Origin of the sequence: Sphingomonas mali NBRC 15500, from assembly GCF_001598415.1 — a bacterium.
GTDB classification, from domain to species: Bacteria; Pseudomonadota; Alphaproteobacteria; order Sphingomonadales; family Sphingomonadaceae; genus Sphingomonas; species Sphingomonas mali.
Window position 1 is genome coordinate 59,158 of sequence record NZ_BCYX01000007.1, and the last position, 9,944, is coordinate 69,101.

The window sequence follows — 9,944 nt, forward strand, 5'->3', positions numbered from 1 at the left end:
CGCTTCCGGCCTATTCGACCGCGCCGCGTCGACGGTTCCTGGCGCTGTCGACCGACTAGAGCGTCGCGCGGAAAAGTGGGTACCGGTTTTCCGCAAAAAGCGACTCGACAACAAATACCTAGAGCGGAGTACCTGATTCAGAAATCAGGCACTCCGCTCTATTGAGGGGCTCAGCCCTTCGACAGTTGGTATTCGCGCAAATTTTCGGCGCGGCTGACGTCGTGGCTGGTCACCGCGCTGCCGAAAGCGGCGCAGAAGACCAAGGCGACGAATGCGATCATGCCGATCGCGAGGCGCCGATTCTTCGTCTTGACCATCGCGCGCAGCGCCGCGGCCGTTTCCGGATAGAGCAGGATCGCCGAGTTGGACGGCGACCATCGCCGGCGCTTTATGTCCATCTTCGTTTCGTGGCGCCCCCAGCGGTCGATCGCGACGATCAGCGCCACCAGCGACAGGAAACTGCTGGGCACCCAGATCAGGAACCCGCCGGTCTGTTCGTCGATGATCGCGCGGACCGCGGCGAGGTGCTGACCGGGCGCATAAGCGGGATAGAATATCTCGCTCTTCACCGTGAGATAGGCGCCGAGCAGGACCTGGCTGAGCACCGCGATCAGGATCATCATCAGCCGCCAGCCATGCGCTGGCGCATGCGGCGCGGGGCGCCGCTCGAACACGCGGCTCCAGAACAGTAATCCGATCAACAGCAGGCTGAAATGCATCGCCAGCCCGGCGGCGGGCTCGCTGATGGCATCGGCCTGCAACGCGGGGATTTCCCAGAAATACAGCGTCGCGACATAGAGCGACAGCGCAACCGCCGGGATCGCGATGATCGACCAGGTTCGCCGCACGACCGGATGCGACAGCCCCGGCTTGAGAACGCGCCGTCGGACTGGCCGCGGCAAGCCGGCGATCAGCAACCCCGCCGGCCGCGACGCGACGATCAGGATCGGCGAGACGATGCGCGCGATCAGGATGCCGATCTGATGGACCGAGAACAGTTCGTGCGCCCAGTCGGCGAACGGCCATTCGATCGACAGCAGGAAAGCGACGACGCCGGTGACGAACATCGCGCGGCGCAAGGTCGATACCGGTCGTTCGACCGTCGCCCGTCGTCGGGCGCCCATTTCGTAGGTCAAGCCGATCAAGATCAGCGGGATCGCACCCGCCACGAAAAACGCCGCACTAGGATCGCTCATCGCGATGCGTTAACGCGCGCCCCGATGTTATGCCAGTCTTCACATCGCCCTGGACCTCGGCGCGCGTGAGTTCGGTCCTGTCCGGCGGCCGCCCGAGCCTTGCGGCGACGATCATCGTCGCGACGAGCGCGATCCTGTGGTGGCTCAGCACCTTCCACGCCGCCGCCATGCCCTCCTGGGCGCCGTGGGACTTCTCCTTTTCCTGGTTCTACGCGACCGCGTTCCCCTTGCTCTGGTATGTCCGCGGTTGGCGCAGGACGCCGGCCGAGCGGCGGCCGGGCTGGTGGCGAGTCGCGCTCTTCCTGCTCGGCATGGCGCTCATCTATGCCGTGCTGCAGACGCGGCTCGAATATCTCGCCCAGCACATGTTCTTCCTCAACCGGCTGCAGCATGTCGTCATGCATCACCTCGGCCCGTTCCTGATCGCGCTGGCCTGGCCTTGGGCGACGATCCTTGCCGGTGCGCCGCCCGCGGTCAGCCGCCTGGTCGAGACGAAGCCGGTTCGCCGGCTGCTGGCCGCCTCGCGCCAGCCGGTCGTCGCGGCCTTTCTGTTCGTCGGCCTGATCGCATTGTGGCTCATCCCGGACGTGCATTTTCGCGCGATGATCGATCCCGATCTCTATCTGGTGATGAACTGGACCATGGTCGGCGACGGCGTGCTGTTCTGGAGCCTGGTCCTCGATCCCCGCGACCGCAGCGAGGCGGGAACCTCGTTCGGGGTTCGCGCGCTGCTCGCGGTCGCGATCATGTTCCCGCAGATCGCGATCGGCGCCGTGATCGCGCTGTCGACGCGCGATCTCTACGCCTTTTATACATGGTGCGGGCGGCTCTATCCGTCGATCGGTCCACTCGACGACCAGAATTACGGCGGGCTGATCGTGTGGATTCCGCCGGCGATGATGAGCGTCGTCGCGTTGATCCTGGTGCTCAACGCGCTGCGTTTGAACGAGGAGCGCCAGTCCGAGGGGCAGGAGGTCATGGCGGCGCCCTGGACCGGTCGCTGAGGTCCTGGTCGATCCGGCGACGTTTAGCTTAGTAGAGCGCGAAGATCGCTCGCCGTGCCGTCGATATCGGGTTTGCCGGTCGACAGCGAGCTGATCAGCAGCCGCGCCTTGCCGTCGCGATCGAAGACATAGATGCCCGAACTGTGTGTGACCTCATACGCGCCGCCGGCGCCGTGCGGATCGACCGAATAGGCCACGCGGTAGCGCCGGGCGAGCGACGCCAGCTGGTCGGGGTCGCCGCGCAAGGCATCGACATCGCGGCCGAATGCCGCGGCATATTGGTTGAGGACCGCCGGGCTGTCGCGGTTCGGATCGACGGTGACGAACAACACTCGCACGCGGTCGGCCGATGGCCCCAATCGTTTCAGCACGCGCGCGACATTGCTCAGCGTCAGCGGACAGACATCGGGACAATAGGTGTAGCCGAAATAGAGCAAGGTCACCTGGCCGCGGTAATCGGCGGCGGTCACCGCCTTACCGTCCCGCGTCCGCGTCATCGACAATTGCAGCGCCGGCGCCGCACCCGATACGTCGGTCGCGTGCCAAGCCGCCGCTCGCCGGCAGCCGCCGAGCGATACCCCAGCCAGCACGGCGAGGGCGATGCCGAGCGCGATGGTCCTGCTGCCTGCACCGATCCTCATGCCTCGACCTTCCTTCCGCTTCTGGCGACGCGCGGGCCATGCGCGCGAGAAGCGAGTGACTCAACTCCCCGGGTCGACGTTTCCGGGGGCCAGACGTGAAAAAGGCTGACGTCCACGGCCTGCGGGGAGGCGTCGGTTCGACGCAGCTCGAAAGCGCGGCTAGCCGCCGATCCACTCCTCCATGGTCAGCTGACCCCGTCGGGCCGGGCTTTCGCCGGGCGCGTCGCTGACATACAGAATGCAGGATGCTTGATCGTCGAGCCGCGTTGATTGGCGGCACCGCCCTTTTACTTACTGGCGCGTCCCGGCCGGCGGCAGCCGATATTGCCGCAAGGGTCGCCGATCTCAGGGCGTTGGAACGGCGCGCAAAGGGTCGGCTGGGCGCCTATGTTCTCGATCCGGTCCGCGGTGTGCGATTCGGCTGGCGGGAAAACGAGCGCTTCGCCCATTGCAGCTCGTTCAAAATGTCGCTCGCCGCCATGATCCTCGCCAAGGCTGATCGCCGCGAGATCGACCCTGCCGAGGTGTTGCATTGGACCAAGGCCGACATGCTGGGCGTGAGTCCGGTCACCGAAGCCAAGATCGATGCCGGCCTTGCCGTCGAGGATCTGGCGCGGGCAACCCTGGTGACCAGCGATAATACGGCGGCCAATGTCCTCCTGCGCCGGTTCGGCGGGCCGGTGCAACTGACCCGCTTCTGGCGGTCGATCGGAGACGATGTCAGTCGCCTCGACCGCTACGAGCCCGAATTGAACCAGACGCCTCCAGGGACCGAACTCGATACGACGACGCCCGCGGCGATGGCGGCTACCACAGCAGCATTGATACACGGCAAAACGCTTTCCCGCGCCAGCCGCGCCAAGCTCAAGGCGTGGATGAGAGAAGTGAGAACCGGTCGTGACCGCATTCGATCGGGCTTCCCCACCGGATGGGACTCCGGCGACAAGACCGGCACGGGCATTGGAAACACCAAGCACACTTATGTCGATCTGGCATTTGGCGGTCCCGCCGCTCGGACACCGCTGATCGTTACCGCTTACTTCGAGCCCGCGCGGCTCGTGGAGCCGATGGATCCGGTCGCGACGGCAGCGCTCGCCGAAGTCGGCCGCATCGCAGCCGCGAGCTTGTCCGCGTAAAACGGATCGACCAGCACCGTTTGTGTCCGGCCAGGACGAGGCCCTTAGAGCGGAGTGCCTGATTTCCGAATCAGTCACTCCACTCCAGGTATTTGTTGTCGCGTCGCTTTTTGCGGAAAACCGGTATCCACTTTTCCGCGCGACGCTCTAGCCTACAGGCTGCGGACTATCCGCCCGCAGCCTGTTTGAGCCTGGTCCTACCTCAGCGGAACGAGCCGCTGATCATCACGCCGACGACGCGCGGATCGTTGTAGACGCCCGCGCGATAGTTCGACGTGTCGATCGCGCCGATCAGGTTCTTCGTGTTGGTCAGGTTGCGGGCGAATACCGCCAGTTCGTACTTGCCCCAGGCATAGCCGACCTTGCCGCCCAGCTCGTAATTGCCGTCCGCGCTATATTCGACCGAGCGATAGAGCACGAAGTTGGTCTTGCCCTGGATGTTGAAATCACCGGCGACGAACAGCTTGCTCTCCCCGCCCAGCGGCAAATCGTACCGCGCGCTCAGGTTGATGTTATAGTCCGGCGCGTTCGGGAACGGATTGCCGTTGATGTTGGCGTAATAATTGTTGCCGATCCGCACCGTCGGATTGAGCACCGTCTGCGACATCACGCCGCCCGCCGCACCGACCTGGGCATAGACGTTGGGCGCGTTGATCTCGGTGTGCAGCAGGCTGAGGCCGAGATTGACGCGGAAGTTGTTGGTCGGCCGCGCCTCGAGCTCGGCCTCGACGCCATAGCCCTTGCCCTTGTTGCCGTTGAACAGCACGCCGTTTCCGTTGCTGTCGTTGCCGTTCAGCTGGATGTTGTCGATAGTGTAATAGAAGCCGGCGACGTTGAGATGAACGCGATCGTCGGCAAAGACGGTCTTGATGCCCGCCTCGTAGCTGGTGTTCTTTTCCGAATTGGCGGTCGAATAGGCCGAGTTGAACACCGCCGAGCGACCCTGCACGGTCGGACCGCGGAAGCCGCGGGCGTAGCGGGCATAGAAGCTCACATCGTGGTCCGGGCGCCAGAGCAGGCTGACGTCCCAGCTGGGCTGGGTGTCGGACAGCCGGCAATAGGTCGCCGCCCCGCACGCATAGGACGAGGTCGGCGCGGTGGCCGGCACGGTCAGGTTGGCGAAATTGGGGTGGAGCAGCAAATTGGTGCTCTTGGTGTCATTGGTGACGCGCACGCCGCCGCTCAGCGTGAGCTGTTCGGTGATGTCGTAGCTTGCCTGACCGAACGCCGCCCAGCTGGTGTTGATGTTATGCAGCAGCACGAAATTTTTCGGGTTAGGCGTCGTGCCGAGCGAATTGTTGGTCAGGAAGAACGAGCGCTGGTCGAACTCGGTATTGTCGCGCGCATCGAAATAGATCCCGCCGACCTGCCACTTGAAGCGGCCGGTGTTGGGGCTGGCGAGGCGGACTTCCTCGGTCCACTGGTCGAGACCGCGCAACCGGCCCTGCGACTCGCCGCACCCGGCAGCGCAGATGTTCGGCGTGACGCCGCCGAAATTGGCCGCCGCACCGCCATCGGTGTCGCCGCGGCTATAGCCCGAGGCATGTTCCCAGGCGGTGATCGAGGTCAGCGTGGCGCCGCCGAAATCGTAATCGGCCTTTAGCGACACGCCCTGGTTCTTGTACGCCTGCGGATTGTTCTGCGCTTCGTCGTAGGAGACGACCGAGCGGTCGAACGACGCCGGGACGGCATTGGTGCCGCGGATGATCGAGCCGCGATAGAAGATCGAGGCGGTGCCGGTGTAATCGCGGACATGGCCGGACAGGCGGACGCTCAGCGCGTCGCTCGGCTTGAACAGCAATTGCAGGCGCACGTCGCGCTCGTCATAGCCGCCCATCACGTTGTGGCCGGGCACGGTGCCGTCGTCCGACGGGCCGGTATAGACGTTGCTGATCCAGTCGTCGCGACGCTGGTACAGGCCCGACAGGCGGAAGCTGATCGTGCCGTCCTTGGTCAGCGGGCCGCCGATGCCGACATCGGCGTTGACGCTGTTATAGCTGCCGTAGCTGAGCGAGCCCTGGCCCTGCCAAGTGGCGGTCGGCTGCGCGCTGTCGAACTTGACGATACCGGCGGTCGTGTTGCGGCCGAACAGCGAGCCCTGCGGGCCCTTCAGCACTTCGACCTGCGCGATGTCGAACGCCGGGTTCGACTTGAGCACGACATGCTCCTTGACCACGTCGTCCTGGATGATCGACACCGGCTGCGAGGCGCCGAGGTAGAAGTCGATATTGCCGAGCCCGCGGATGTAGAAGCGCGGGAAGATGCGGCCGGTGGTCGATTCGACGTAAAGCCCCGGCACCTTGCCCGACAGCGACAGCAGCGTGTCGGCGCCGGCCGCCTGGAAGTCATGCAGCGCTTCGGGAGCCATCGTCGACACGGCCACCGGCACGTTCATCGTGCTTTCCGAGCGGCGCTGCGCGGTGACGATGATGTCGCCATTGTCGCTCGCGCTGTCTGCCTGGCTGTCCGCCGCCGGCGTGGCGGCGGTCTGCGCGCTGGCGAACGGCGCTGTCGCGATGGCGGCGGTGCCGACCAGAAGCATGGCGGCAAAATTCTTATAATTCATGATGATAATCCCTTTGTGCGGCGCCGGTTATTGGTTTGGGCACCACTTGGATTTGCGCCCTGGCCGCGAATTGTGACGACAGTGCGTCAAAAGGGGAGATCGGCGAGGTACGGGAACGTGTCGGCCGGCGAGTGCGGCGGCGGAGCAACAGTCGCGCGCGCCATCAATCTAATCCGAACCGGTCATGAGGCAGGCGTAACCCCGGATGACGCCGCCGGTAATGGGCTGCTCGTTGCCGCCATCCTATATAGCTGAGGCTACATGGTCCGTGATCGGACATCGAGGTAAGCGGAGGCGATCGATGACTGTTCGTGCGCATGAGGTGGGGCGGCACCGTGTTGTCATCGTCGGGGCGGGCTTTGGCGGGCTATGGGCGGTAAAATGCCTGAAAGGCGCACCGGTCGACATCATTGTCGTCGATCAGCGCAACCATCATCTGTTCCAGCCACTGCTCTACCAGGTCGCCACGGCGTCGCTGGCGCCATCCGAAATAGCATGGCCGATACGATCGATGCTGCATGATCGACGCGACGTCACGACCATCCTCGCTACCGTAACGGATGTGGATGTGGCGGGTCGTGCCGTGCAGCTCGCGGACGGTAACTGGATCGCCTATGACACGCTGATCCTCGCGACCGGCGCGCGGCATGGCTATTTCGGCCATGACGAGTGGGAAGAATTCGCACCCGGCCTCAAGACGATCGAGGACGCCACCGCCATCCGGGGCTGTATTCTCGCGGCGTTCGAGGAGGCGGAGCGCGAAACCGATCCCGTTCGGCAGCAGGCCTTGCTGACCTTCGCGATCGTCGGTGCCGGTCCCACCGGCGTCGAGCTCGCCGGTACGATCGCCGATCTTGCCCATGATACGCTGCCGCGGGACTTCCGCGCGGTCGATACGCATCGGACCAGGGTGCTGCTGGTGGAAGCCGGGCCCAAGGTGCTCAACGGCTATCCCGACGGTCTTTCGATCTATGCCAAGAACGCGCTGGAAAAGCTCGGCGTCGAGGTCTGCCTTGGCGCGCCGGTGACGCAGATCGAGCGGGGCGCGATCACGTTCGGCGAACGCCGTGTGGAGGCTCGGACGATCGTCTGGGCTGCCGGCGTGCGCGCCTCGCCTGCCGCCGAATGGCTGGGAGTGGCGGCCGACCGCAACGGCCGGATCATCGTGGAGCCCGACCTCAGCGTGCCCGGCCATCCGGAGATTTTCGCAATAGGCGATACGGTCTCGGTCAAGGCGCCAGACGGCTCGCCGGTGCCGGGGATCGCGCCGGCCGCCAAGCAGGAAGGCGCATTCGTCGGCGAGACGATCCGGCGCCGGCTTACCGGCAAGACTGAGCCCGGGCCGTTTCGCTACCATCACCAGGGCAGCCTGGCGCAGATCGGCAAGCGCAAGGCAGTAGCCGATTTCGGCTGGGTCAGGCTGCGTGGCGCGGTCGCGTGGTGGCTCTGGGGAATTGCGCACATCTATTTTCTGGTCGGCGTGCGCGCGCGGCTGAGCGTGGCTCTCAGCTGGCTATGGATTTACACCCGGAATCAGCGTGCTGCCCGGCTGATCACTCGGCCGAACGGCGAAGCCGCGCTCGACTGATGCCGCTTTCATACTAGACTTCCCCCCACCTCCGCTAGCTTCCCTCCCGCTCGCAAAAAGCAACGATAGTAGGGGGATGTATGAAGCTCGCGGCCCGTTTCGCGGTTCTGGCGCTGGCGCTTTCACCGGGATTACAGTGCTAGTTTACTAAATGACCGAAACTTCACGATGGCGCGCTGCCATAAACGCTCGGCCAAGTCAGATTCGGTGTGTCTAGTAAACTGTCACCGAAATGCTCATCATCATGCCGGGCGACCCGGTCTAGCCGCCACTCGCCTTGAGCTTGAAGATGTCCGTTTTGGGGTGCTGTCCGTAGCCCCGTCGGCCGCCCGAGCTTAGGCGCACGACCGTCAGGCTGCTCGACTCGCCTTATAGGCGTTCGCTCACCGCTGCTCAGCCAGCGCGTTGAACCAGGCTAGTGTGGGGGCATAAGCCATTGCGCTGCTGGCCTGGTGGTCGGCACCTGACAGCGAGTGGAGAGAAATGTTGCCGCCGCGTGCGTGCGCATAATCAAAGAACATTCCGGCCGCCGCCGGTGGTACGTCAGTGTCGCGATCGCCGAAGTAAAGCCGAAATGGCGCAACCGGCGTCCAAGCATAGGTCTCGTTTCGTGCCAAGGCCTGCGTGAACCAGTTGCCTCTTCCGGTTCGCATGGCTCGCAAGAAGTCTGGTTGGAACATCGCCGCGGGATCGTCGGGCAGGGCGGCCCCGATCTCTTCAGCGGTATGCGATCCGTCAAAGAGGCCGGGAACGACCCCGACGTAGCGCGGCCGCAATGCTTCGCGGAGCGGATGGCCGTAATAGGCGGCATAGGCATACGTCGCCCAGGTCAGATAGCCGACGCATAGTCGACAATTATTCTCAACCGCCTTCGGTAGCGACGTGTCGCGGAGATCATATGGGCCGGCGATGCCCACCGAGCCGCGCAGCCGGTAGCCCGCGAGCGGTTGCCGTTCGAGCGCACGATGGACCCCGGCAACTACCTGCCCGCCCTCCGAGAAGCCCATCATGAACAGGTCGATCGAGGAACGGGCCCGGAGGCTGGGTTCAGCCTGCCAGATGGCGCGCAACAAATCGACGGTGGCGTCTATCTGCGGCTGAACGATCAGGTAGGGGTGAGGGACTCGTGAGACCCCGAGGCCGAGATAGTCAGGAAGCGCGACGATGAAGCCGTTGCCGGCGAAGACCGCGGTCTCTTCGTTGCCGTCGACCCGGCCGGGCTGGGATGGTGCCAGTGCCCTTGTAGCGTTGGTGCCGTGGAGAAACAGCAAAATGCCCTTCGCCGGCGTGGTCGGGAGCGGCGTCGCGAATAGCCCGGACGCGCGTGTCGACCGTCCTTTCAGGACGGTCCAATACACAATGCGGAACAACCTCGCGCCACCTTGCACCGTGATGCCGCCGGGGAAGTCGGCGCTGATCCGCTGCAGGTCGGCCAGCTCCATCACGTTGAGCGGCTCGACACTAATGATTGCGCCGCGCTGGTTTTGGATGCGGGTGGGAGCGGGCGACGGAGGGCTGGCGTTTGCGCGCGCAACGGTGAGAAGCGCGATAGCGATGGCCGTGCTGGCGAATAGTCTCATCCGCGTGAATTCAGGGCGGTCATGCGTGCAGCATGCATCACGGCACGGCCATTTTCCAGCTCTTCAATCCAGGCGCTGCCGATCAGCTTTCCACCGCTAGCACGCGCCACAGGCTGGCTAAATAGACGGCCGCTCCGGCATCGGAGCATTGCCGCCATCACCCCCAATGCCGCTTTCATACTAGACATCCCCCCCACCTCCGCTAGCCTCCCTCCCGCTCAACGAAGCCACGA

Annotated in this window: 8 protein-coding genes; 3 read left to right on the plus strand and 5 right to left on the minus strand. The window is 64.5% G+C overall.

From position 1 onward, the window contains the following. Window positions 1–170: 170 nt before the first annotated feature. A complete protein-coding gene (locus tag SMA01S_RS07850) occupies window positions 171–1,196 on the minus strand; it encodes a cytochrome c oxidase assembly protein (RefSeq protein ID WP_066820077.1) in 1,026 nt (341 codons plus the stop codon). 29 nt (window positions 1,197–1,225) lie between these two features. Here SMA01S_RS07850 and SMA01S_RS07855 point away from each other — a divergent pair, with 29 nt between their 5' ends. Beyond that, a complete protein-coding gene (locus SMA01S_RS07855; RefSeq protein WP_066820088.1) occupies window positions 1,226–2,200 on the plus strand; it encodes a cytochrome c oxidase assembly protein in 975 nt (324 codons plus the stop codon). A gap of 23 nt (window positions 2,201–2,223) precedes the next feature. Here the strand turns inward: SMA01S_RS07855 and SMA01S_RS07860 are convergent, their stop codons facing one another. Continuing rightward, window positions 2,224–2,841, minus strand: a complete 618-nt coding sequence (locus SMA01S_RS07860) for an SCO family protein (protein WP_066820091.1) — start codon at window positions 2,839–2,841, stop codon at window positions 2,224–2,226. Window positions 2,842–3,086: 245 nt separating this feature from the next. Between SMA01S_RS07860 and bla the strand changes: the two genes are divergently transcribed. Then, complete coding sequence (gene bla, locus SMA01S_RS07865) at window positions 3,087–3,977, plus strand: class A beta-lactamase (protein WP_084250174.1); 891 nt, start codon at window positions 3,087–3,089, stop codon at window positions 3,975–3,977. Between the two features lie 202 nt (window positions 3,978–4,179). Here the strand turns inward: bla and SMA01S_RS07870 are convergent, their stop codons facing one another. After that, on the minus strand, window positions 4,180–6,543 hold the full coding sequence (locus SMA01S_RS07870; protein WP_066820094.1) for a TonB-dependent receptor: 2,364 nt from the start codon (window positions 6,541–6,543) through the stop codon (window positions 4,180–4,182). 301 nt (window positions 6,544–6,844) lie between these two features. Here SMA01S_RS07870 and SMA01S_RS07875 point away from each other — a divergent pair, with 301 nt between their 5' ends. Continuing rightward, a complete protein-coding gene (locus tag SMA01S_RS07875) occupies window positions 6,845–8,131 on the plus strand; it encodes an NAD(P)/FAD-dependent oxidoreductase (RefSeq protein WP_066820095.1) in 1,287 nt (428 codons plus the stop codon). A 383-nt stretch (window positions 8,132–8,514) separates the two neighbouring features. On the opposite strand, the gene SMA01S_RS07880 is transcribed toward SMA01S_RS07875, so the two are convergent. Together SMA01S_RS07880 and SMA01S_RS24515 are read right to left on the minus strand one after the other, a co-directional pair. Beyond that, window positions 8,515–9,711 carry an alpha/beta hydrolase family protein gene (locus SMA01S_RS07880; RefSeq protein ID WP_066820097.1) on the minus strand — a complete coding sequence of 399 codons (1,197 nt, stop codon included), beginning with the start codon at window positions 9,709–9,711 and terminating at the stop codon, window positions 8,515–8,517. Continuing rightward, window positions 9,708–9,890, minus strand: a complete 183-nt coding sequence (locus SMA01S_RS24515; RefSeq protein WP_157093863.1) for a hypothetical protein — start codon at window positions 9,888–9,890, stop codon at window positions 9,708–9,710. The genes SMA01S_RS07880 and SMA01S_RS24515 overlap by 4 nt, the downstream gene beginning before the upstream one ends. Window positions 9,891–9,944 lie beyond the last annotated feature (54 nt).